Here is a 21806-nt window from a genome sequence, read left to right as displayed (position 1 = left end):
GACCCGCCGAGCCGAAGCCGCTGGAAGCGGCCGTGGGGTCGAGGTGGGTGGTGGAGTCGGAGGCAGGGGGGATGCGGGGAGTTGAGGCGCCGGGGTGGGCGGAGAGGGGGGCGCGGAGGTGGTCAGGGTCGGTGGGGTGGAGGTGGGCAGCAGAGCCGGAGAAAGCAGCCGTGGGGGTGGTGTGCGAGGGGGTGCTCGGGCGGGGTTTGGGGGGCTCGGGCGGGGTGATGGCTGCTTCTTCTTGTTCGCGGAGGCGGGCGGCTTTCTGGGCTTTGGCTCGGGCGAGGAGCATTCGCGCCTGGTCCAGCGCCGTGACTCCCGGTCGCGCTCGATCTGCTTCCGTCGTCCCCGTCATGAATCCATGTTCGAACACCTGTTCGAACATGTCAATGTGGTCGTCCCCAGCCCACCGGAAGACTAAAGTCACCGCATGCGACGGGTCGATCATCCGCGGCAGATCGCCGCGCTCCTGCAGGTCGAGGACAGTATCGACGAGGCCTGGCGCCGGTTCCGCGCCGAGTCCGGGATCACCGCCGGAACGGCGGATGAGCGCGAGCTGGCCGAGGTCGTCCTGCAGGACACCTCCGAGTTCGACTGGCGGATCGTGGACGGCGCGCTCAAGCAGCTGACCTGCCCCGACTGTGGCTCCGGCCTCGGCGCCGGACCGACCGGGTGTGCGAGCTGCGACCGGGCCAACGGCTTCCGGTTCGCCGCCCGCGAGATCGACCGCGAGGGAGTACCACCGGGCAACGAGCACGCCATCCGCGTCTCCTCCGCCGTGGCCCGGACCAGGCACAGGTACTCACCACGAGCCCGCGCCGGCTACGAGCTCTACCTCCCCGACCTGCTCGAAGGCGCGCTCCCGACGACCCCACAGGCCCAACGCCTGAAGGCCCTCGTCAACCAACTCACCGACGAGGAGCTCGAGCAGCTCCTCACCCCAGCCGATCTGCAACCGAACGACGCCTGACGACCTGCACCGGCAGGACACCTGTTGGACTGCATAGGGTGGAGTCATGCCGAGGACTATTGCCACCAACACCAAGGTCGGGGTCGACGAGCTGCTGGAGTTCGTGCGGCCGCGTCACCACATGCTGCTGATCACCACTCGCGCGGACGGTACGCCGCAGGCGTCGCCGGTGTCGGGTGGTGTCGACACCGAGGGCCGCATCGTCATCTCGTCGTACCCGGAGCGGGCCAAGAGCACCAACGTGGAGCGGGACCCGCGGACCAGTGTCGTAGTGCTGTCGGACGACTGGAACGGCCCGTGGGTGCAGGTGGACGGTACTGGTGAGGTGATCCAGCTGCCGGACGCAGTGGAGCCGCTGGTGGACTACTACCGCTCGATCTCCGGCGAGCACCCGGACTGGGACGAGTACCGCGAAGCCATGCGGACGCAGGGCAAGTGCCTGATCCGCATCACCCCGGAGCGCTGGGGCCCGGTGGCGACGGGTGGCTTCCCGGCCCGGCTGGCCGACTGAGTGCGCACAGCCCTTGTAGTACAGGCGCACCCGGACGACGAGGTGTTCGCCACGGGTGCCGCGACCGCAGTACTGAGTGAGGCGGGGTGGCACGTCGTACTGCGGGTTGCCATGCAAGGGATCGGCGATGCAGCGGACAAGCTGCAAGCCTCCTGCGACCTGCTGGGTATCGACGAGTGGGGCTGGCTGAGCACCAAGGATCGCTGGGTCGACGACGGCGGCTCAGCTGGTCCAAACACTCTGGCGAGTGCTGAGCTCGGTGACGTCGCACATGCGGTCGAGAGCACGATCAGCGAAGTCGAGCCGCAACTGCTGCTCACTGTCGGCAGAGACGGCCTTACCGGGCATCCGGACCACATCGCCATCTCACGAGCCGTACAGCGGGCTGTGCGACAGCAGCCGTGTCATGCGCTGGGAGCCCGGTTGCGGGCGCAGGACGTCCGCGCCGGTCAGGAACTGATGCAGCAACTCCTGCCGGGTGAGCAGGTGGGGTCCGGCCAAGTTGTCGGCTGCGACGAGAGCACAGTGCTTCAAGAGGTCAACGGTGGGCCGGAGCTGCGGCGTCGCAAGGCATTGGACCACTACTACGACGGACTGGGTACGACGGCCATCCCCGAGCTGGTCACGACGTACGGCCGACGAGGTGACTCCCTACTGCTACGGGCGATCTTCGACGCGAGTGGCTGGGACACCGATCGTTTCGAGGTGCTCAGCTCTTCTGGTAGCGACGCTCCATCGTTTCCGTGATGCGCTGCATCGCACCCTCGAGGTGTTCGCGCAGTGCGGCCTCGGCACCGGCTTCGTCGTGCGCGACACAGGCGTCGAGGATCGCCTGGTGCTCACGCCGCGTCTGCTCGATCCGCGCCTTGGTCTGACGGGAGCCGAAGCGGTAGCGCTCGCTGTTCTGCCACACGGGCTCGATCGCGCGCGGCAGCCAGCGAGACCCGCCGGACCGGTAGATCGCGAAGTGAAACTCGGTGTGCGCCTGCCGGGAGGCGATGTTGTCACCGGCCTTCGAGAGCCGGACGTGCTCGGCCAGCGCAGCTCTGGCCAGGGTGGCGTCCGATTCGGAGAAGCGCGTCGCGGCGGCCCGGACGGCGAGGGACTCCAGCGCCAGCCGGGTCTGGTGGGTGTCGCGCAGGTCCTCCATCGACAACTCGCGGACCCACGCACCCTTGTGCGGCACGATCTCGACCAGCCCGAGCGCCTGCATCCGCCGCAGTCCTTCGCGGATCGGCATCTGACTCATGTCCAGCCGCTTGGCCAACTCCTCCAGCCGGAGCGCCGTACCACTCGGAAGTTCACCGGACAGGATGAGTTCGTGCAGTTCGGCCGCAGCCTCCTCGGCGAGAGTACGACGGCCGGTCGGTCCCCCGGGCGTGAGCTCGAGTCGTCGGGTCATAGGGTGCGGGCTGCCTCTCTCCTCCACGGCACAACTCTGGGAGGTAACCGTAGCGGGCAGCAGGTGATCTGGGGCACTTCGACAACCGATTGCCCAGTGGAGACTTGCGCAACACCGATTGGTCTAGTCCAGCAGTCCAAACGGGCAGAGCGCTAGAACGTCGACAGATCAAGGAAAACCCGGCGATCGAGGGCGTTGCGATCAAGTGCGTCAGCAACTCGATCGGCAGGTAACACCTCGACGTCCGGGCGGAACTGCGCGGGCGCCACGTCAGCCAGCGCCTGGCTGACCGCACCAGGCTCGAGGACGGTTCGCTGCAGGTTCACCGGCAGCACTCGCAGATCCCGCCCGATCAACTGATGCAAGTCGATGGTGGTGAATTCACCAGCCTTGTACCCCAGTACGGCGACCCGCCCGCCCGGAGTGATGTGTCCGAGCACCCCACTGGTCACTGGACCGCCCACAGTGTCGATGGCCGCGTCACACCACGGCAGCTCGCGTCCGATCTGGCCCAACTCGTCCACTCGCACGATCTGGTCGACCAACGGGGCCGCCACGTCCACGGACTCACCGAGCCGCGCCAGCCCGATCACCTTCGTCGCACCGGCCGATCGAGCGACTGCAGCACACAGTCGACCGACCAGGCTGGTGATCCCGGTGATCACGACAGTCTCGCCCTCCAGTACGCCGGCAACCCGTCGTACCGCGGTGTGGGCCGTGAGAGCTGGTGTCAGCAGCACCAAAGCGGCAACAGGATCCAGTGTGGCCGGCAGACGATGTACGGCGGCGTCCGGCACGACGGCGTATCGACCCCAGAGGCCGGGCCTGGTCACACCGACTCCTTCGCCCCGGATCACCACCGGCGTCCCGGCTTCGAGGACCGACGAGGTGACCACGACGCCGGTGCCCTCGGATCCTGGAACGAAGGGTTGGGTTGGCTGTTTGCCGGCGACCACCGACCGGTCGGCCTGCGTCACCGCGGCCAGCCGCATCTCGACCAGCGTCTCCTCCGGTCCGGCAACCACCTCGAGCTCCTCGGCCTTCAACTGCTGCCCTGGCCCGTGACAGCGCAGCGTCGCCCCCGTGCGAGAACTCATCTGTCCACCCCGTTCATCCACATTTGATATCTGATCACATCTAGGTCCTGACAAAAACCGCGTCTCACGGCGCAACGACCCCCTTCGCCAGTGGCGCGGTCAGCGCACCGGCCGCCACCGCCCGCGCGGCGGCCACCGAATCGCTGCCCATCGGGAACGGCCAGTCGCTGCCGGCCAGCACCCGGTCACCCCCGAAGGTCGAGCCGAGCAACTCCAGTACGGCGTCGTCGTGCACCAGATCGTCGACGTAGAACCGGCGCAACGCGTCCGCCACCGGCAACGACGGCGGCTCGATCCCCGGCCGGGCCGTGTCGATCCCCCGCTGCCACCGGCCGGCCAACGCCGCCGTGACACCACCCCCATGGCACAGGCAGAACCGGATCCCCGGAAACCGCCCCGGCACATCCGCGAAGACCAGGCTGGCCGCGGCCAGCCCGGTCTCGTACGGATTCCCCAACAGATTCGTCAAGTAGAACGACTCAAGCCGCTTGTCGTCACTGTGACCCGGGTGGATCAGCGTGAAGGCCTCAACCGCGTGCAGCACTTGCCACACCGGATCCAGCCCTTCGTAGCTCGGCGTACCAAGAGCAAAGCCACTGAAGACGCCCTCACCAGCCAGAGACGCAGCAACCGCAGGTGCCTCCGGGTCGAGCAGTGGTAGCTGGCCCAGCACGCGTAGCTGAGGTGTCGCGAGTTCACGGAGCCCTTGGTTCACCAGCTCCGCCCACTCGACGCCGGCGTCGTACCGGAACAGTGCGGGCGGTACGGACACCACAGCACCGTCCAACTCCTGCTCCACAACCCACTGCAGCAGAGCTGCCGGGTCCGCCAGGCGCCGCAACGGCAGCCGCTGCCCGTCGACGACCAGCGAGCCGTTGTCGACGGACAGCCCGAACTCACCCTTGTGCGCCGCGGACAGCACAGTGGGCGGGATCAGGTGGGTGTGGACGTCCCAACCGGCCATGTCAGCGAGCGTCCTCGTCGTTGTCGTAGAACGACGGCCGCTCCGGATAGTGCGGTCCGTCGTACACCTCCAGCAGGACAGAGGTCTCCTCGGCGAGCGTCGGCCCGTGCACGGCTCCCTTGGGGTTCCAGTAGAAGCTGCCCTTGGTCAGCGTCGTCCCGGTCGGCAGGTACACGTACCGCCCGGACAGGCAGAACATGAACTGGTTCGACGCGTGCTTGTGCTCCGACGGGATCCCCGAGCCCTTCTCGAACCGCACCAACGCTATCGACGCCTCGGTCTCCGGATCACGCCACAGCATCTTGTGGGACAGCCCGGCCAGGGACTTGTCCACCCACTCCAGGTCGTCCGTCTGCAGCAGTAGTTCGCGCAGCGGCTCGTCGAACGAACTCATCAGCCCTCCCGCGGTACAGGCCGACCGGTGATCCCGGTGTACAGCTCCTCCGCCACGCCGGCCCGCAGCGGAGCCACCGCGGCGATGTGCCCGTCCGGCCGAACCAGTACGACGCTCTCCGGCGGTACGCCGTACCTGTTCGTGGCAACGCTTCCCGGGTCGAACAGGGCGCGGTCACGCAGGCCGGAGTCGTGCGGCGCGTCCCACCGGGAGACGGCGTAGTGCTTCAACGCAGGTGAGTCGTTGACCGGGATGTCCGGCCTCCGTCGTACGTCGGTGAAGTAGAGCGCGACGAACGACTGCCGGCACAGCTCGTGCACCGTCACCCGGCCGGAAGGTCCCTGCAGTTGAAGGTCCGGCGCCCGGTCACCAGCTCGTACGGTCGGTGGCTCGGCAGCAGTGGCCACCATGGACCAGTCTCCCTCACCGTCCACGTCCAGCCGCACCCCCAGCAGCGTCCGTGTGTACGCCGTCGCCCAGTCACTGCCCGATGCCGTCACCGCACCGCGCTGGTGGGACATGTACTTGCGAGCAGCCTCGGCCATCTCACCGGACCCGTTGACCGCCACCGGCCGCTGCTCCTGCTCGTAGCCGTCCAGCAGCGTCTCGTCCGCCCAGCCCCGCAGTACCCAGGCCAGCCGCCACGGCAGGTTGGACGCGTCCAGCGCACCCGTGTTCAGACCCAGTGCCCACATCGGTGTGATCAGGTGGGCCGCGTCGCCCATCAGGAACACCTTGCGGTCCACCGACCACTGGTCCGCGACCCGGTGGTGCACGTTGTAGACGACCGAGCCGAGCAGCTCGATCCGGTCCACCTCGCCGATGAACTGCTTCACCTTCACCAGCAGGTCCTCGTCCCCCGGCGGCTCGGCACCCGGACCGAGCGGGAACAGGAACCGCCAGTTGTCCGGCTGCCGGATCAGCACCATCCACTCGGACCGGTCCGAGAAGTACGCCAGGTACGGGTAGTCGCGCGCGTTGTCGACGTCCAGGTCGACCACGACGTCAATCAGCATGTACCGCTCCGGCAGAGTCTCCCCCACGACGGTCACGCCGAGCGCGTCGCGGATCTTGCTCCGGCCACCGTCGCACGCCAGCAAGTGCGAGGCCTCCAGGGAGCGCGGTCCCTCCGGCGTCTCCACCTGCAGGACGACTCGGTCGTCACGCACCTCGAACGACGTCAGCCGATGCCGCGTGCGGACGGGCTGCGACAGCGCGGCCGCGAGGATCGGCTCCATCTTCTGCTGCGGCAGGTTGATCACGAACGGGAACTGCGTGTCGTTGACCAGCTCGGCCAGTCGGACCGAGGCCCGAGGCGTGTTGGTGGCCCGGTCGATGTCACCGATCTCGTCGATCCGCAGTGCGGCCGCCAGGATCTCGTCCACCGCGCCATACCGGTTCCAGATCTCCAGTGTCCGGCTCAGCGTCGTACCGGCCTTGGTGTCCGAGGACAGGACGGCGTCCTCCTCGAGCAGCACGTACGGTACGCCGTAGTGCTCCAAGCCGAGTGCCGTCGTCAGGCCGATCGGCCCGGCACCCACTACGGCGACGGGCAGCTGGTCAGCAGTCACTCATCACTCCGCAAAGGTCGCTAGCTTGGCAAAGGCTCGCTCACGGGTCAGGACAGACCCGGTCATCGCGGCCGCATCGGACAGCAGGTACAGCAACGGACCGACCACGTCCTCGGGGTCTCCGATACCAATGGTGTCCTGCCAGTGCTCCCGGTCCGCACCGGCGTTCGCCCCTCGGAACTGCTCGGTGTCGATCACGCCCGGCGCGGCCACGTTCACCCGCACCCGGTGCTCGGCCACCTCAGCGGCGAGTGACTTGGCGAAGGCGATCAGAGCGGCCTTGCTGGACGCGTACGCCGCCGCACCGGCGTACCCGGTCACAGCCATACCCGACGTGAACACGATCACCGATCCGGACCGCCGCGACACCATGTGCGGCACGACGGCCTGGCAAGCCCACACCACGCCGTCGAGATTCACCCGCAGCGTCCTGGTCCAGTCGGCCGGCTCCAGCTCCAGCACCGACGACCGAGGCTGCACAGCAGCTCCCGCGACCAGTCCGTCGATCCGACGATGGCGCTCGACGACAGCCGAGACAGCCTCCTCGACAGCAAGCCGGTCCGCCACGTCCACCTCGACGAACTCGACAGCGTCGTCCAAAGGCTTCATCACATCGAAGACCACCGCAGTACCACCGCAGGCCGTCACAGCCCGCGCCAGCGCCGCTCCGATGCCCTGCGCGCCACCTGTGATCACCACGACCTCACCGGTGGCGTCGAAGCTCACCTTCATGACGTCTCCTTCTGCTTCGACGGGCTGTGCTGATCTCCCTCGGCCCGCCTCGTCATGGTCTCGGTGATCCGCTGGAACGCGCCGGCCAGGTGGTTACGCAGTGCCCGCTCAGCCGCATCTGGGTCGCGCGCGACACACGCGTCCAGGATCGCCTGGTGCTCCGCCCGGTTCCGCTCGATCAGGAACGCGGTGGGCCGGCTGCCGAAGCGATACCGCTCACTGTTCTGCCACACCGGCTCGATGGCCCGGGCGAGCCACTGCGACCCACCGGCCCGGTAGATGGTGAAGTGGAAGTCCGCGTGCGCCTGCCGAGCACCCACCGAGTCCTCGGCCCGGGACAGCCGAAGGTGCTCGGCCAGTGCGGCCGCTGCCTTCTGCAGGTCCTCGTCGTTGAAGTGCTCCGCGGCAGCCCGTACGGCGAGACTCTCCAGAGCCAGCCGGGTCTCGTGCGTGTCCCGCAAGTCGTCCAGCGACAGGTCCCGGACCCAGGCACCTCGGTGAGGGATGATCTCGACCAGTCCGAGTGCCTCCAGCCGCCGGAGCCCTTCCCGGACTGGCATCTGGCTCATCTCCAGCCGGCTCGCCAGCTCGACCAGCCGTAACGGCGTGCCGCTCGGAAGCTCTCCCGACAGGATGAGCTGGTGCAGCTCGGCGGCAGCATGCTCAGCGAGCGTACGACGCCCTCCGCGGCCACCGCCCGGCAACAACTCCAACGGACCGCTCATGCCCGAGCCACCCGGTTGCGAAGCTCACCGATCTTGTCAGCTCGGGTGATGACCACATCACCTTCCTGCAAGAACACCTGCGGCTCGCGGGCGTTGCCGATGCCTGCCGGCGTACCGGTGAGCAGCAGGTCGCCAGGGCGCAGGGTCATGCCGAAGGACAGCTCACTGATCAGCGTGGCGACGTCGTAGGCCATCTGCTTGGTGGAGGCGTCCTGCCGTACCTCACCGTTGACCAGGCACTGCAGTCGCACGTCCTGCGGATCACCGAGCTCGTCCGCGGTCACGATCCACGGACCGAGCGGCATGGTGTTGTCGATGCTCTTGCCCTTCAGCCACTGGCCGCCGTGCGCCCGCTGCAGGTCCCGCTGCGACACGTCGTTGGCCAGTGTGTAGCCCCAGACGTGGTCCAACGCCTCGGCGACGGGGATGTTCCGCCCGGTCTTGCCGATCACCAGCGCCAGCTCCGCCTCGTAGTCCCACTTGGCCGAGATCGCCGGGTCCCAGGCGATGTCGTCGTACGGGCCGATCACCACGTCCGGGCCCTTGGTGAAGAAGGTCGGATGCTCGGGCCGGTCGACGTCCTGGCCCTCGCGCTTACCGCGGCTCTCCTCGAAGTGGTCCCAGTAGTTCCACCCGGTGCACAGGATGTCCCGCCGGAACCGCCGCAGCGGCGGACGCAGGATCCCTTCGCTGTAAGGGATCCTCTCGTTGCCAACGGCAACCTCACCCGAGATGACCGCGGTCAGATCGGGTGCCGCGAGCATCAGCACGGAATCCCCGTCGAGCACGCCCGGCCGCTCCCGGCCGGCGTGCTCCACCATCACGTACCGCATCTCAGGTCCACTCGACGCCACGCATACGATCACCCCCGGTCAAGAGATCACCGCAATGGCGTTGATCTCGATCAGATAGTCAGGATGTGCGAGCTTGCTGACCTCGACCATGGTCGAGGCCGGCAGCGGTTCGGCGAAGTACTGCGCCCGGATCTCGTGGATCTTGGCGAAGTCCTCCATGTTGCGCACGTACACATCCACCCGGCAGACATCGGCGAGCGTGCCGCCGGCCGCGCGGACCGCGGCCTGCACGTTCTCGCACACCTGCCGGGTCTGCTCCCGGATGTCGCCGACGCCGGCGATGGTGCCGTCCGGACGGCGCGCGGTCATCCCGGAGACGAACACCAGCCGCCCGGTCGCCTCGATCACGGTGGCCTGTGAGAAGACCCCGTTCGGCGTGTGCAACTCGGTCGTCGAAACCTGTGTCTTCGGCATCAGTCGAGCACCCCTCCCGCCGGAACGACGGCACCGACCGCCCGTGCGGCTGCCAGCAGACCGTCCAGCCCCGACCTTTCGATCAGTACGCCGTGACGACGCTGGTGTGCGGCCCGTTCCGCCTCGATCTCACCCGGCAGGTACAGCCGGTTCACCCCGGGCGCCGTCGCGCTGCCGCGAACCCGCGCGGCCAGTCCGGACGAGCGGCGCCGGAAGCTCTCGACCCCGCCGAGCAGTTCCGGGTCGATCGCCAGGAACAGATGCGCGCAGTCGTTCGGCCGGTCCGGCTCCCGGTACAGCGGCCGCACCTGGTCGCCCCAGCCGCCGCCGCTCAGTACGCCGGTCAGGACGTCGATCATCAGCGCCAGCCCGAAGCCCTTGTGCCCGGCGGCCGGCAGCAGCATCCCGAGGACCGCTTCCTCGGCGTCGGTGGTCGGTGTCCCGGACGGGTCGGTCGCCCAGGTGTCCGGGATCGGCCGGCCGGCCGACGCCGCCAGCCGGATCTTGCCCAGAGCAACCGCCGACAGGGCCATGTCGAGCACGATCTCCACCCCGGCCGAGGTCGGCACCGCGATCGCCAGCGGGTTGTTGCCGACGATCCGCTCGGCGCCGCCGGGGGCCGGCATCAGCGGTGTGGTGTTGGACATCGCGACGCCGACACAGCCCGCCTCGGCGGCCTGCATGGCCCACCGGCTGGCCGCGCCGAAGTGGTGCGCGTTGCGGACCGACACGAGTCCGATCCCGAACCGGCCGGCCCGGTCGATCGCGTGTCCCATCGCCTGCGGACTGGACAGCTGGCCCATCCCGCCGCGGGCGTCCACGACCAGCGCGGCGCCGGCGTCGTACAGGATGTCGAGCTCGCGCTCCCGGGAGACACCGCCGGCGTTCAGGCGCTCGACGTACATCGGGACGAGCATGACGCCGTGCGAACTCACTCCGCGTAAGTCCGCCTCGACCAGGGCCGCGGCGATCTTGGCGGAGTCGGACGGATCGAAGCCGAGGGCGCTGAAGACGGCCGAGACAGTGGCCTCCAGCCAGGCAGGACGGACCAGCACCCGCCGGTCAGCGTCAGAAGCTTGGGCGGTCACCTGGACTCCTGTGCCCAGGGGAGGAACAGGTGCTCGAGCAGGACCAGTCCGTAGAACAAGATGATGCTCATGATGCTGAGGAGCGTGATCGCGGCGAACGCCAGCGCGGTGTCGGCACTCGCGCCGGACTGCTGGATCACGTACCCCAGGCCCTGGGTGGCGCCGACGAACTCGGCGATCACCGAACCGATCACGGCCAGCGAGATCGCCACCTTCAGCCCGGTGAAGATCTGCGGCATCGCGTAGCGCAGCCGCAGCTTGAAGAACTCCTGCGCCCGGCTCGCGTTCAGCGACCGCAGCAGCTCGACCAGCTCGACCGGCGTCGACTTCATCCCCTGCGCGGTCGAGATCACGATCGGGAAGAAGCAGACCAGCAGCACCATCACGACCTTCGGCAACTGCCCGAAGCCCATCCAGACCACCAGCAGCGGCGCGATCGCGATCTTCGGGATCGCGTTCACCATCAGCAGCAACGGGTAGACCAGCCGCTCCAGGATCACCGAGCGGACGATCAGCAGCGCGATCGGCACCCCGAGCAGGATCGCGAGCAGGAAGCCCTCGACCGTCTCCAGGAACGACACCCAGGTGTGCTCCAGCAGGTACGCCGGATCGTCGAGGAACTTCGCCATCACGTCGTACGGCGTCGGCAGCAGGTACGACTCGATCGAGAAGACGACCGTGGCCAGCCACCACAGCGCGATCGCACCGGCCAGGCCGAGGATCGGCAGCAGCACCGCCGCGGTCGGCGACGTCGTCAGCCAGGAGCGTTGCTTCACGGCCGCACCTCGTCGACCGGCCGGGATTCCTTCTCGGCCAGCAGGCCGTGCAGCAGGCCGCTGATCTGCGCGACCTCGGTCAGGTGCGCGTTCTGGCCGAGGCTGCGCGGCCGCGGGATGTCGATGTCGACGACCTCACGCACCCGGCCCGGCCGCGGCGTCAGCACGACGACCCGGTCGGCCAGTACGACGGCCTCCTCGATCGAGTGGGTGACGAACACGATCGTGGTGGACAACTCCATCTTGATCCGCTGCAGCTCCTCGGACAGCTCGGTCCGGGTGAGTGCGTCTAACGCGGAGAACGGCTCGTCCATCAGCATCACCTGCGGGTCGCGGATCAGCGAGCGGCACAACGACACCCGCTGCTGCATCCCGCCGGACAGCTCGTGCGGCAGCCGCCGCTCGAAACCGGTCAGCCCGACCAGCTCGAGCAGTGCGTGGGCCCGGTCCCGGTACGTCCGCCGGCCCCGGTCGCCCTCACCACCGTCGATCTCGATCGGCAGCATCACGTTCGACAGCACCGACCGCCACGGCAGCAGGGCCGGCCGCTGGAACATGAACGACACGTCCCGGCGCGGCCCGGTGACCGGTTCCCCGGCCACCGTGACCGTGCCGGACGTCGGCGACAGCAGTCCCGCGATCAGCCGGAGCAGGGTGGACTTGCCACACCCGGACCGGCCGATCAGCGTGACGAACTCGTTCGGCCGGACGTGCAGGTCGATCTCCGCGAGGGCAGTGACCCGGCCCTCGCGTCCGTCGAAGACCTGCCCCACACCGTCCAGCCGGATCATCTGAGCTGTCTCAGGTCGTGTCTGATGGTCCCGCGCCGTAGCGAGCAGGTGCTCGGTGCGGTAGCTCGGCGTGCTGGAGTGAAGGCCTCGATGTGGTTCCATCGTGGCCTTTGCTCCAGTGCGGCGAGCTGCCGTGCCGAGTGCAGCGCAGTAGGCGGGGGACCGTCAGACATGGCCTAGCCCTTCGGCGCGAGGTCGACCGTGACGACGTCGGCCGTCTTGACCGAACCGGCCGGCTGGATCGCCTTCGCGTCGTCCAGCAACTTGATGATCTTCTGCACGCGGTCCTGGTCGACCGCGCCCAGCTCGGCCTTGAACTGCGGCGGCTTGATGTACGGCTTCATCAGGTTCAGCTCCTCGGTGGCCACCGCGAGGTCGGTCTCCGGCACGTACTTCTTCAGGATCGCGGCCGCCGCGGCCGGGTCGTCGTACGTGTCCTGCAGGCCCTTGAGCAGCGCCGTGGTGAACTTCTTCACCTGGTCTGGATGGTCCTTGGCCAGGTCCGACCGGGTGATGATCGCGTTGCCGTAGAGGTCCTGCAGCTTGTCGCCGTACGGGAGGGTGAGCACCTTCTTCTTCGCCGCCTTCTCCACCAGCGGAACGCCGACCACGAACTGGCCGATGCCGTCCACCTTGTTGGAGGCGAGCAGCTGCGGCAGCGCCGGCGGCGGCGACGGTACGAACGTGACCGACTCGGGGTCGATGCCGATCGCCTTGGCGTAGACCGGGAACATCACCTGGTTGGTCGAGCCCGGCTGGTCGCCGATCCGCTTGCCGACCAGATCCTGCGGCTTGCTGATCTTGCCGCCCTCGAGCGAGACGATCGCGGCCATCGAGCGCTGGTGGATCATCCCGACCGTGGTGATCGGCAGCTTCTGCTTGCCCAGGGTGATCACCGTGCCGGTGAAGTCGCCGATGCCGTAGTCGGCCTGGCCGCCGGCGACCAGTTTCATCACGTCGACCGTGCCGGAGCCCTTGTTGATGGTGACGTCGAAACCGGCGTCCTTGAAGTAGCCCTTGTCCAGGGCGACGTACGCATAAGCCTCACGACCGAAGGCGTTGAACGAGGTCAGATAGCTGACCTTCTGAAGGCCCGAGTCCTGACCCTGGCCTTCGTTGCCGTCATTGCATGCACTGACCAGGGCGAGCCCCAGGACCGCTGTCAGAGCGACAACGGAACGCCTCAACCTCATATCGACCTCTCTCCTCCGATATTTGATCAAACATCAAATATGGAAAGGTGGTCAATCGGCCTCCGGGGACTTCACGGTGACTTTACGTCCACCGCACCGGTCCCCGCAGAGCCCGCTTGCCACCCGTCCTGGAGCCGTTCCCCAATACCTGTCCGCACCGGACGGGCATCCCGCCCCGACCACAGACCGTACCCGGCCGGACAGCAGATCGCGACGCCCATCGGCTCCGACCCGGTCCTTCCCACGTCAAATTTGTGTAAACCCAGCGTGGTGAGTGATCCACCCCACGTGTTGGCCGCACAGTCAAGGGTTAACCGTCGGAACGCACAACTCCCCCGGGCGACACGGCCGTTCCCTCCGCGGAGGGAGGTGGCGTGGACCGGGGTTTGGCACGATGTGGGGGTGATGGACGGGCTGGTGCGTGGGTCGGCGTCTTCCGGGCGCGGCACGACGCGCCCGGCGGGCCGGTTCGCGCGGACGGCGTCGTACCTGCTGCGCGGTGTCACCTGCCTGGGCCGGGCGTCGACGTACCTGCGCTGGGTCTACCTGCTGCTCGGCGCGGCGCTGGTGCTGGCGTTCATCCTGGTCGACAGCGCGCTCGGCGCCCTCGCGCAGGATCTCGACCTGCCGGCCGTCGCCAGCGGCATCCTGATCGCGATCCTGGTCGCCGGACCACCGATCGCACTCGGCACCCTGCCCGCGGTCCGCGAGGTCGAGGGCATCGCGGTCGAGTCGCTGCTCGGCGTCCGGTTCGAGGAACGACCGCTCGGCCCGGCCCGGACCTGGGCGCAGCGCCGGCGGACGGCGACCTGGTTCTGCCTGCACCTGATCACCGGCGGCATCGTCGGCACCCTCAGCACGATCGTGTTCGGCGTCGGCGCGGTGTTGCTCGCGGCACCTTTCCGCTCCCCCGGCCGGCACGAGCTGCTCCCGGACTACTCGTACCAGATCCGCGGCGGCTGGGCCGATCTGTGGATGCCCGCCGTCGCGCTGGCCGGGATCGTCTCGCTGTTCTTCCTGTCCGCCGCCGTCGGCGCGCTCCTCGCCTACCTCGCCCCGCGCGTGCTCGGTCCGACACCGGCGGAGCGCATCGAGCTGCTCGAGCGCCGTACCGCGATGCTTGCCGAGCGCAACCGTCTGGCCCGGGAGCTGCACGACAGCGTCGGGCACGCGCTGAGCCTGGTCACCATCCAGGCGGCCGCGGCGCGCCGGGTGCTGGCGACCGATCCGGAGTTCGCCGAGACCGCGCTGGCGGCGATGGAGACCTCGGCCCGCAACGCGCTGGCCGACCTCGACCACGTCCTCGGCCTGCTGCGGGACGACCGCCGGCCCGGTTCGCAGACCGCGCCGCAGGCGACCCTGGACGAGCTCACCCGGCTGGTCGATGCCACCAGAGCCGGTGGGATCACGGTCGAGGTCCGGCGCGACGGTGACCTGAGCCAGCTTCCGGCGGCGGTGTCGCGGGAGGCGTACCGGATCATCCAGGAGGGCCTGACCAACGCCATCCGGCACGCGGGTCGTTCGGCCGAGGAGCTCTCGGTCGACCTGTCGATCCGGCTGGATGCATCCGGGCTGCGGCTCGAGCTGACCAATCCGGTCAACGGCAGCTCCGACCATTCCGGTGGTGGGCGCGGCTTGGCCGGTATCCGTGAAAGAGTCGCCGTACTGCGTGGCACCGTGGACGCCGGCCTGGACGGGAACGTCTGGCGGCTCGCGGTGACACTGCCGGTCGCTGTGACGACGAAGGGATGAGATGAACCTGTCGGTGGTCGTGGTCGACGACGAGCCGCTGATCCGCAGCGGGCTGCGCGCCATCATCAACGCCGAGCCCGACCTCACGGTCGTCGGTGAGGCCGGTGACGGCGCGGAGGTGCTGCCGGTCGTCCGCCGTACCGGGGCCGACGTCGTCCTGATGGACGTCCGGATGCCCGCGGTCGACGGCATCCAGGCGACCCGGCTGCTGCTGGACAGCCTCGACCCGGCGCCGCGCGTGCTGGTGGTGACGACGTTCGAGAACGACGACTACGTGTACGACGCGCTGCGCGCGGGCGCGTCCGGGTTCCTGCTGAAGCGGACACCGCCGGACGACATCATCGCGGCGATCCGGACCGTCGCCAGCAGCGAGTCGCTGCTCTTCCCCGAGGCGATCCGGGCGCTGGCGCTAGCGCACGTGGGAGTGCAGCCGTCGCGTCCGGCCGGGCTCGACGAGTATCAGCTGACGGATCGGGAGCAAGAGGTACTGCGCCTGATGGCCAAGGGACTGTCGAACGCGGAGATCGCGGCGGAGCTGATCCTCGGCCTGCAGACGGTCAAGACCCACGTCGCGAACGTGCTCGCGAAGCTGAACGCCCGGGACCGCACCCAGGCCGTGATCCGCGCCTACGAGTCAGGCTTCGTGCCGCTGCACTAGGCGTGCGTCACTGGGCCCGGTCGACCGCGTCCTCGGCCAGGTCACAGGCGTTGTGGATCGGGTCGATCGCCTGGGCCTTCATCGCCACCCGCTGCAGGAGCAGGCGGAAGCTGGCGCGCTCGGCCTGGTCCAGGCTGCCGAGGATCTCGTCCTCGGCCGTGGACAGGCGTCGCTCCATCTCGCAGAGCACTTCCTTGCCCTGGTCCGTCGGCACGATCAACCGGGCCCGCCGGTCGGCCGGGTCCGCCTGGCGCTGCACGAGGTCGGCCTTCTCCAGGTCGTCCAGCAGGTACGTCATCACGGTCCGGTCCACCCCGAGCTGGGCGGCCAGGTCGAGCTGCCGCCGCGGTCCTTCGGCGACGGTCGTCGCCAGCACCTGATAACCCCGCGGGCCGCCTGGTACTTCGTCCAGCGCCGCGGCAGCCGCCTTCGCATACCGGCGGAACACGACACCCAGCGCCCAGCCCAGGTCGGACTCGACCGGGGCACCACTGGCAACCCGCGGTTCCGTCCCGCCGGCGCCGCGACGTGCCACCTCGCGGGCGATCCGGCCCTTGACGTCGGGCGAAGTACTGGTCATGTCCCCATCGTACGTGGTGTACGCCACCCGGAATACGATCTGACTTGAATATGTTCTGATCTACAGACTATCTTCAGAACAGCTCGTTTCGAGCGCCCCCTCATGATGATGGAGACAATTCAGATGACGACCCTGCTACGCGTCGACGCCAGCATCCGGCTGGACGGATCGGTCAGCCGCGCCCTGGCGGACAGTGCCGAGGCCGCCTGGAAGGCGGAACACCCGGACGGCGTCGTGGTCCGGCGTGACGTCGGTCTGCACCCGCTCCCGGCGACCGCCTGGCCGGCCCTGGTGGCCGCCAAGCTCGGCGCCGAGCCCGGTGCGGACCACGCCGAGGCCGCCGCACTGGCCCAGGAACTCGCCGCCGAGGTCAAGACCGCCGACGCGATCCTGCTCGCCGCACCGCTGTACAACTACGGCATCACCCAGCACGTGAAGGCCTGGATCGACCTGCTGATGATCGATCCCGAGCTGGTCTACGGGCCCAGCCCGGTCGCGGGCCGGCCGGCGATCTTCACCCTCGCCCGCGGCGGCGGCTACAGCCCCGGCACCCCGAAGCACGGCTGGGACCACGCCACGCCGTACCTGGAGCGCATTTTCGGTGACGTCTTCGGTATGAACATCCGCACCGCCGTCGCCGAGCTCACCCTCGCCCCGGTCACCCCCGGGATGGAGGAGCTCATCGACGCCTCCAAGGTCTCCGAGTCCGAGGCCCACGTCACCGCCGAGCAGCACGGCACCGTGGTGGCCCGCGAACTCACCGCCAACGCCGCCTGACCTCGACCGGGTGGTGGTGCCGAGCTCGAGCCGGCATCACTCAGCCGACCCGCCAGGTGGACAGCGTCACCGACAAGGTGACGATCGCAGGCTCCGGCAGTACGGCGATCTTCGCCGCGAGCTCGCGGTAGTTCAGATGCCGCGCACTCGGCGTCATCAGGACCAACTGCTCGACCGCGGTCCGGTCGAGCCGCATCGCCGATTCGACCACCTCGCTGCCGATCTGATCGAACTTCCCGGACAGCGACTCCTGCAGCCGTCGTTCCTTCTCTTTGTCGACCTTCACCAGCCCGAGTACGCCGATTAGCTCGGCCAAGTGATCCTGATTGGGCGTCACCACGAGCAGCGTGCCGCCGGGCACGAGTACGCGCGCCATCTCGGCCGCGTTGCGCGGGGCGAACACGTTCAGCATCAGCTGCGCCGAATCGTCGAGCAACGGCAGCTCCTGCCACGCGTCGCACACCACCGACCCGATCCGCGGGTCCACCTTGGCTGCCCGCCGGGCGGCGTACCGGGAGACGTCCAGTGCGATCCCCCGCCGGCCGGCCGTCGCGCCGACGAGTCCGGCCAGGTAGTACGCCGTACCCGCGCCGACCTCCACGACCAGCTCCTCGCCGTCGACCTGCAGGCCGTCGGACGCCGCGGTCAGGATCAGGGCGTCCCGGATCGGCGCGTAGTGGCGGCCGCCGAGGAAGACGGTGCGGGCACCGATCATCGCGGCCGAGTCGCCGTCGATCCCGGTCGATGCCGACGGCAACAGATTGAGGTAGCCCTGCTTGGCCAGGTCGTACGAGTGGCCGCGCGGACACCTCGCCGTACGGTCGTTCAGCGCGAGCGCGTCACCGCAGACGGGACAGCGCAGTACGGCGACCAGGTCGGCATCCACCGGCCCATTGTCTCAGCCGTTGATGTCCCGGCTGGTGATGCGGGCCCAGGCGGCGGCGTAGAAGACCGCGAGATAGGCCCCTTGGAGGAGCAGGTTGCGGCCGATCGCGTCCCAGTACGGCGGGTCGCGCAGCAGATCGGCGAACGACGGCCAGCCGTACATCAGCAGCCACGGGTGGATCACGTCGATCTGCGGGATCGCTCCGAGGATCCCGGACACGATGAACGCGCCGAACGTGGCCGCCATCGCCGCCAGCGGAGTCGAGGTGAACGACGACACGAACAACCCGATACCGGCCAGCCCGAGCATCGACAGCGAGATCAGTACGGCGATGCCGAGTGCGCGAACCAGGCCGTCGGCCAGCGAGACCGTCGTCCCGGAGAGCAGGAGGACGTCGCCGACCGGGAACAGCACCACGCCGGCGATCAGCCCGGACAGCCAGATGACCATCGTCGCGGCCAGACAGAACACCGCGAGCGAGACCATCTTCGCGGCAAGCAGCCGGGACCGGCCGGCCGGAGCGGTCAGCAGGTTGCGGAACGTGCCGAGGCTCGACTCACCGGCGAGCGACTCCCCCGACACCACCGTCACGGCGGTCGGCAGGAAGAACGGCAGCGAGATCGCGAGGCTCGCGACGATCAGGAACAGCCCGTTCCCGGCGATCTGGCCGAGGAACCCCTCGGCGTCCCCCTCGGACCCGGACAGCTTGATCGCGACACCGATCATCACCGGCACCGCGGCGAGGACGGCGAGCAGCACCCAGGTCCGGGCCCGGCCGAACACCAGGTGCAGCTCGGACATGAAGAGGGCCAGCGTGTGCCGCCCGGCACTCGGCCGGAGCTCCGTGGTCTCCGCCACTGTCACGTCACTCGGCGACATCGAAGCCTTCTCCGGTGAGGGCCACGAAGGCGTCTTCGAGGCTGGGGCGTTCCAGGCCGAAGCCGTGGATGCGGACGTCGGCGGCGACCAGGGCGGCGGCGAACTTGTCGATCGGGAGCTCGCCGGCGTCGCCTTCGACGGTCTCGGCCGTGGTCTTCAGGTCGGTCACGCCGAGGCTCTTCAGCGTCTCGGCGGCCTGCCCGACGTCCGGCGTACGGACGACCAACCGGGGACGGAGCTCGGAGCGCAGTTCGGCGACCGTGGACTGGCGGACCAGGCGGCCGCGGCTCATCACGGCGGCGTGGGTGCAGACCTGCTCGACCTCGGCCAGCAGGTGGGTCGAGGTGAAGATCGTGGTGCCGTCGCTCGCGAGCTCCTGGATCAGGTGCCGGACCTCGCGGGTGCCTTGCGGATCGAGGCCGTTGGTCGGCTCGTCCAGGACCAGCAGTTCACGACGCTGCATCAGGGCGACCGCGATCGCCAGCCGTTGCCGCATGCCGAGCGAGTAGGCGCGCACCTTCTTGTTCGCCGCGTTGGACAGCCCGACGCGCTCGAGCGCCTGCCCGGCCCGTGCCTTCCGCGTCCGGGGGTCGGCCGTCCGGTCCGCCGCGTCGAACCGGAGCAGATTCGCCTGCCCGGTCCAGAACGGGTAGAACGCCGGCCCTTCGACCAGCGCTCCGACCCGCGGCAACACCCGCAGCTGAGCCTTCGGCATCGACTCCCCGAGCAGCTCGACCGATCCCGCCGTCGGCGAGATCAGCCCGAGCATCATCCGGATCGTCGTCGTCTTCCCGGACCCGTTCGGCCCGAGGAAGCCGAACACGCTCCCGGCCGGCACCTCGAGGTCGACCGCGTCCACCGCGACCTGCCCGCCTCTGAACCGCTTGGTCAGCCCCCGTGTCACCACAGGCGGCGAGGTGGCATTTGCCACGGTTAGCGCGGCGCCTTCGGTGCGGCGGCGACCAGAGTGTCCGGGCTGACCATGCCGACCAGAACCCGGCCGTCATCGGTGATCAGGGCGTTGACCATCTTGCTGGTCAGGATCTTGCCCTTGCCCCAGGAACCCTCGACGGTCCGGGCGTTCGCGAGCAGCTGTCCGAGCGGACCGCTGCGGGTCTGCTCGACGTCGCGGAAGGCGACCACCGTCTCCCAGCCTTCACCGATCACCGTCGGCTTGTCGCCGGCCGGCTTGGTGGGCTTCTCGATGGCCTTCGGCGGCTTGACCGGGGTCGGGACCTGCCGGGTGGCGGGAACCTTCTCCTCCTTCACCTTCACACCCTTCGGCGGGGTGAAGGTGAACGTACTCGCCGCCGGTACGTCGAACGACACCGAGGAGAAGCCGAGTTGCACGGCCGGGTCCGACCCGGTCCGCGGCATCACCGTCACCTCGAGCGGCACCCAGTTCTTCGAGTCGATCGCCAGGGTGACTGAGCCGACCGTGGACTTGTCGGTCTTCGGCACCAAGCGCAGCTTGTAGGCGTCCCGGCCGGCGACCTTCTCGGTCCCACTCACCTCGACCTTGGTGGTCGGGTCGATCGCGTCCAGGAACTTCTTCGCCATCGCCTGCGGGTCGTAGGACTCCGGCTTGGCCTCGGGCTTGCTCGGCCGCTGGGTCCGGGCCGGCAGCGTCAGCTTGACGGCCTCGCGCTCGGAGGAGTCGTAGGCCCAGGCGGTCTTGCCGTCGGTCGTCCAGACCCGCTCGGCCATGTTGTCCAGGACCGAGACGCGGGCCTTGTTCGGGCTCGCGAAGGCGACCCGGGCGGTGTGCTCACCGGTCAGCAGGTCGGGGATCTGGCTACCGCCCTCGACTCCGGGCAGCGCGGGCAGACCGAGGTCCGCCGCGGAACGGACGGTGCCGCTGAGGCCGTCGACCTTCGCCGTCTGGACGTTGGTCAGCAGCTCCTGCGCGGTGATGTCGGGGAGATTGGGTGACGCGTCCGCAACTACCGGTCCGAGCGTGCCCACCCCCGCGACCACTGCGACTGCCGTGAGCGGTACCAACCACCGTCGACTGCGCTGCGCTGTCCCCATGGGTCAAGACTCGCACCGTGACCGGGCGGAACCAAGTGGTCTCAGGGTCACTTCACCCAAAAGAGTGAGGAGGGCATACGACGAGCGCAGTACGCCGGGCGTATGACGTACTGCGCTCGGTGGATGTCACCGGCTCTGGAGCGCGTCCAGAGCAACGGTCATGGCGGCGGCCACGCGGAAGTCCAGGCGGGTGTCCTGGACGGTGATCCGGTAGCGGTCGCGGACGGACATCTTGCGCTCGACCGACAGGACCGGCTGGGACGTCTCGTGGTCGGTGAAGTCGAAGTGGAAGATGAACGGCAGCGGGATCTCGCCGATGAACGGCACGAAGTCCCAGAGCCGGCGGACGATCGCGATCGTCGGGTTACGCTCCGTGCCGCTGGCGTGCAGGTGACCGCTGGACAGCAGCCAGCTGGACCGCAGCAGGCTCTTGCCGAACTCCTTCTTGAACCAGCCGATCGGCTGCCCGGTCGCGTCGAACACGTCGTACCCGGAGCCGAGGTCGAGCGTCTTGCGCGCCTTGAACGAGAACACCGCCTGTGACTTGGACGCGTCGCTGTAGAAGGTGACCTGTTCCTTGAAGGCCATCCGCTTCTGCTGCGCGAACGCCAGCAGCGCCCCGTCCGAGCCGTCGGGGTTGGTGGCGATCAGCTCGTACTTGTTCGCCATCATCGTGATCCGCTGCTTCATCGAGAACGCGGGCACGTACATGGCTGCTTGATCCTGGCTAGGGCCCTGTGGTGGAACGGTCATACGAAGGA

25 protein-coding genes are annotated in these 21806 nt (G+C 68.7%); 6 read left to right on the top strand and 19 right to left on the bottom strand.

Features of this window, described 5'->3' with window-relative positions:
• Nucleotides 1-430: 430 nt before the first annotated feature.
• The 3 genes from ACGFIF_RS05265 to ACGFIF_RS05255 are packed head-to-tail and all read left to right on the top strand — an operon-like array spanning nt 431 to nt 2228.
• Nucleotides 431-970, top strand: coding sequence for a hypothetical protein (locus tag ACGFIF_RS05265; RefSeq protein WP_393151656.1), 540 nt, complete (start codon nt 431-433; stop codon nt 968-970).
• Nucleotides 971-1016: 46 nt separating this feature from the next.
• Nucleotides 1017-1481, top strand: coding sequence for a PPOX class F420-dependent oxidoreductase (locus tag ACGFIF_RS05260; RefSeq protein ID WP_393151654.1), 465 nt, complete (start codon nt 1017-1019; stop codon nt 1479-1481).
• Nucleotides 1482-2228, top strand: coding sequence for a PIG-L deacetylase family protein (locus ACGFIF_RS05255; RefSeq protein ID WP_393151652.1), 747 nt, complete (start codon nt 1482-1484; stop codon nt 2226-2228). It abuts the gene before it with no gap.
• Here the strand turns inward: ACGFIF_RS05255 and ACGFIF_RS05250 are convergent.
• The 13 genes from ACGFIF_RS05250 to ACGFIF_RS05190 form a co-directional block, all read right to left on the bottom strand.
• Entirely contained in the window at nt 2191-2883 is a 693-nt protein-coding gene (locus ACGFIF_RS05250; protein WP_132211872.1) for a GntR family transcriptional regulator, read from the bottom strand. The genes ACGFIF_RS05255 and ACGFIF_RS05250 overlap by 38 nt on opposite strands.
• 152 nt (nt 2884-3035) lie before the next feature.
• The gene (locus ACGFIF_RS05245; protein ID WP_393151650.1) at nt 3036-3980 is read right to left on the bottom strand and encodes a zinc-binding alcohol dehydrogenase family protein; all 945 of its coding nucleotides are present in this window, start codon (nt 3978-3980) and stop codon (nt 3036-3038) included.
• 64 nt (nt 3981-4044) lie between these two features.
• On the bottom strand, nt 4045-4944 hold the full coding sequence (locus ACGFIF_RS05240; protein WP_393151648.1) for an amidohydrolase family protein: 900 nt from the start codon (nt 4942-4944) through the stop codon (nt 4045-4047).
• 1 nt (nt 4945) lies between these two features.
• Nucleotides 4946-5338 carry a cupin domain-containing protein gene (locus ACGFIF_RS05235; protein ID WP_393151646.1) on the bottom strand — a complete coding sequence of 131 codons (393 nt, stop codon included), beginning with the start codon at nt 5336-5338 and terminating at the stop codon, nt 4946-4948.
• Entirely contained in the window at nt 5338-6909 is a 1572-nt protein-coding gene (locus tag ACGFIF_RS05230; RefSeq protein WP_393151644.1) for an FAD-dependent monooxygenase, read from the bottom strand. The genes ACGFIF_RS05235 and ACGFIF_RS05230 overlap by 1 nt, the downstream gene beginning before the upstream one ends.
• Before the next feature lie 3 nt (nt 6910-6912).
• The gene (locus ACGFIF_RS05225) at nt 6913-7641 is read right to left on the bottom strand and encodes an SDR family NAD(P)-dependent oxidoreductase (RefSeq protein WP_393151642.1); all 729 of its coding nucleotides are present in this window, start codon (nt 7639-7641) and stop codon (nt 6913-6915) included.
• Complete coding sequence (locus tag ACGFIF_RS05220) at nt 7638-8366, bottom strand: GntR family transcriptional regulator (protein ID WP_393151640.1); 729 nt, start codon at nt 8364-8366, stop codon at nt 7638-7640. Before ACGFIF_RS05220 ends, ACGFIF_RS05225 begins: the two co-directional genes overlap by 4 nt.
• Nucleotides 8363-9199 (bottom strand): fumarylacetoacetate hydrolase family protein, encoded by an 837-nt coding sequence (locus ACGFIF_RS05215; protein ID WP_393151638.1) that lies wholly within the window; start codon nt 9197-9199, stop codon nt 8363-8365. Before ACGFIF_RS05215 ends, ACGFIF_RS05220 begins: the two co-directional genes overlap by 4 nt.
• A gap of 39 nt (nt 9200-9238) precedes the next feature.
• Nucleotides 9239-9634, bottom strand: a complete 396-nt coding sequence (locus ACGFIF_RS05210) for a RidA family protein (RefSeq protein ID WP_393151636.1) — start codon at nt 9632-9634, stop codon at nt 9239-9241.
• Nucleotides 9634-10722 (bottom strand): Ldh family oxidoreductase, encoded by a 1089-nt coding sequence (locus ACGFIF_RS05205; protein WP_393151634.1) that lies wholly within the window; start codon nt 10720-10722, stop codon nt 9634-9636. Before ACGFIF_RS05205 ends, ACGFIF_RS05210 begins: the two co-directional genes overlap by 1 nt.
• Nucleotides 10719-11498 (bottom strand): ABC transporter permease, encoded by a 780-nt coding sequence (locus ACGFIF_RS05200; RefSeq protein WP_393151632.1) that lies wholly within the window; start codon nt 11496-11498, stop codon nt 10719-10721. The genes ACGFIF_RS05205 and ACGFIF_RS05200 overlap by 4 nt, the downstream gene beginning before the upstream one ends.
• Complete coding sequence (locus tag ACGFIF_RS05195) at nt 11495-12289, bottom strand: ABC transporter ATP-binding protein (RefSeq protein ID WP_393151630.1); 795 nt, start codon at nt 12287-12289, stop codon at nt 11495-11497. The genes ACGFIF_RS05200 and ACGFIF_RS05195 overlap by 4 nt, the downstream gene beginning before the upstream one ends.
• A gap of 176 nt (nt 12290-12465) precedes the next feature.
• Nucleotides 12466-13482: an ABC transporter substrate-binding protein gene (locus ACGFIF_RS05190; protein WP_393151628.1), complete on the bottom strand. Its 1017-nt coding sequence runs from the start codon at nt 13480-13482 to the stop codon at nt 12466-12468.
• 405 nt (nt 13483-13887) lie between these two features.
• Here ACGFIF_RS05190 and ACGFIF_RS05185 point away from each other — a divergent pair, with 405 nt between their 5' ends.
• Together ACGFIF_RS05185 and ACGFIF_RS05180 are read left to right on the top strand one after the other, a co-directional pair.
• Nucleotides 13888-15234 carry a sensor histidine kinase gene (locus ACGFIF_RS05185; protein ID WP_393151626.1) on the top strand — a complete coding sequence of 449 codons (1347 nt, stop codon included), beginning with the start codon at nt 13888-13890 and terminating at the stop codon, nt 15232-15234.
• Between the two features lies 1 nt (nt 15235).
• Nucleotides 15236-15892, top strand: coding sequence for a response regulator (locus tag ACGFIF_RS05180; protein ID WP_393151624.1), 657 nt, complete (start codon nt 15236-15238; stop codon nt 15890-15892).
• Nucleotides 15893-15899: 7 nt separating this feature from the next.
• Here ACGFIF_RS05180 and ACGFIF_RS05175 read toward each other — a convergent pair whose 3' ends face one another.
• Complete coding sequence (locus tag ACGFIF_RS05175) at nt 15900-16472, bottom strand: MarR family winged helix-turn-helix transcriptional regulator (protein ID WP_393151622.1); 573 nt, start codon at nt 16470-16472, stop codon at nt 15900-15902.
• A 123-nt stretch (nt 16473-16595) separates the two neighbouring features.
• On the opposite strand from ACGFIF_RS05175, the gene ACGFIF_RS05170 reads away from it, so the two are divergent.
• Nucleotides 16596-17249, top strand: a complete 654-nt coding sequence (locus ACGFIF_RS05170; protein ID WP_393151620.1) for an FMN-dependent NADH-azoreductase — start codon at nt 16596-16598, stop codon at nt 17247-17249.
• 40 nt (nt 17250-17289) lie between these two features.
• Here the strand turns inward: ACGFIF_RS05170 and ACGFIF_RS05165 are convergent, their stop codons facing one another.
• The 5 genes from ACGFIF_RS05165 to ACGFIF_RS05145 form a co-directional block, all read right to left on the bottom strand.
• Entirely contained in the window at nt 17290-18135 is an 846-nt protein-coding gene (locus tag ACGFIF_RS05165) for a putative RNA methyltransferase (RefSeq protein WP_393151618.1), read from the bottom strand.
• A gap of 12 nt (nt 18136-18147) precedes the next feature.
• The gene (locus ACGFIF_RS05160; RefSeq protein WP_393151616.1) at nt 18148-19014 is read right to left on the bottom strand and encodes an ABC transporter permease; all 867 of its coding nucleotides are present in this window, start codon (nt 19012-19014) and stop codon (nt 18148-18150) included.
• Complete coding sequence (locus tag ACGFIF_RS05155; protein WP_242002013.1) at nt 19001-19921, bottom strand: ABC transporter ATP-binding protein; 921 nt, start codon at nt 19919-19921, stop codon at nt 19001-19003. Before ACGFIF_RS05155 ends, ACGFIF_RS05160 begins: the two co-directional genes overlap by 14 nt.
• Before the next feature lie 26 nt (nt 19922-19947).
• Nucleotides 19948-21045 (bottom strand): outer membrane lipoprotein carrier protein LolA, encoded by a 1098-nt coding sequence (locus ACGFIF_RS05150; RefSeq protein ID WP_393151614.1) that lies wholly within the window; start codon nt 21043-21045, stop codon nt 19948-19950.
• Nucleotides 21046-21171: 126 nt separating this feature from the next.
• Nucleotides 21172-21798 (bottom strand): hypothetical protein, encoded by a 627-nt coding sequence (locus ACGFIF_RS05145; protein WP_393151612.1) that lies wholly within the window; start codon nt 21796-21798, stop codon nt 21172-21174.
• Nucleotides 21799-21806: the final 8 nt, after the last annotated feature.

Source organism: Kribbella sp. NPDC049174 (assembly GCF_043197365.1).
Taxonomy (GTDB): Bacteria; Actinomycetota; Actinomycetes; order Propionibacteriales; family Kribbellaceae; genus Kribbella.
Note: the sequence above shows the minus strand (reverse complement) of the source record. Positions and strands in the feature narration are given on the sequence as shown.